The 614-nt window shown below is 68.7% G+C and carries 1 protein-coding gene and 1 pseudogene; both read left to right on the top strand.

All coding sequences use genetic code 11. The annotated features are described in order from the left end of the window. A pseudogene (locus AC1DTN_RS38360) lies at positions 1-290 on the top strand (thioesterase family protein); the annotation flags it as partial. Between the two features lie 2 nt (positions 291-292). Next, positions 293-614, top strand: a 322-nt coding sequence (locus AC1DTN_RS38355; protein WP_477925421.1) for an SDR family NAD(P)-dependent oxidoreductase, incomplete at its 3' end; no start/stop codon positions are given.

Below are 614 nucleotides of genomic sequence, written 5' to 3'. Positions count from 1 at the left end.
ACGCCGAGCCGCGCGCGCTGGACTTCGCCGCGCTGGCCGCGTTGAGCGACACCTTCTACCCGCGCGTCTGGCTGCGCCGGGCGAGGCCGGTGCCGATCGGCACGGTCTCGATCACGACTTACTTTCACGCCGATGCGGCGCAGCTCGCGGAGATCGGCACCGGCTACCTGCTGGGTCGCGCGACGGGGCAGCAGTTCAGCAATGGCTACTTCGACCAGGCCGCGCAGCTCTGGAGCGAGGCCGGCAGGCTGGTCGCGACGAGCCATCAGATCGTCTACTTCAAGGAGTGAACATGCATGCGAACCCCGTCAAGGCCGCATTGATCGTCGGCGCGGGCGATGCCACGGGCGGCGCCATCGCCCGCCGCTTCGCTCGCGAGGGCTACGCGACCTGCGTCACGCGGCGCAGCATGGACAAGCTGCAGCCGCTGGTTGCGCAGATCGAGGCCGAGGGCGGCAGGGCGCACGCCTTTGCCAGCGACGCGCGCAAGGAGGACGACGTCGTCGCGCTGGTGGAGAACATCGAATCGACCGTCGGGCCGATCGAGGTGATGGTGTTCAACATCGGCGCCAACGTGCCCGAGAGCATCCTGACCGAGACCGCGCGCAAGTACT

The sequence above is a fragment of the Rhizobium sp. 01T444 genome (genome assembly GCF_056398305.1).
This window is presented reverse-complemented; position numbering and strand designations above follow the sequence as displayed.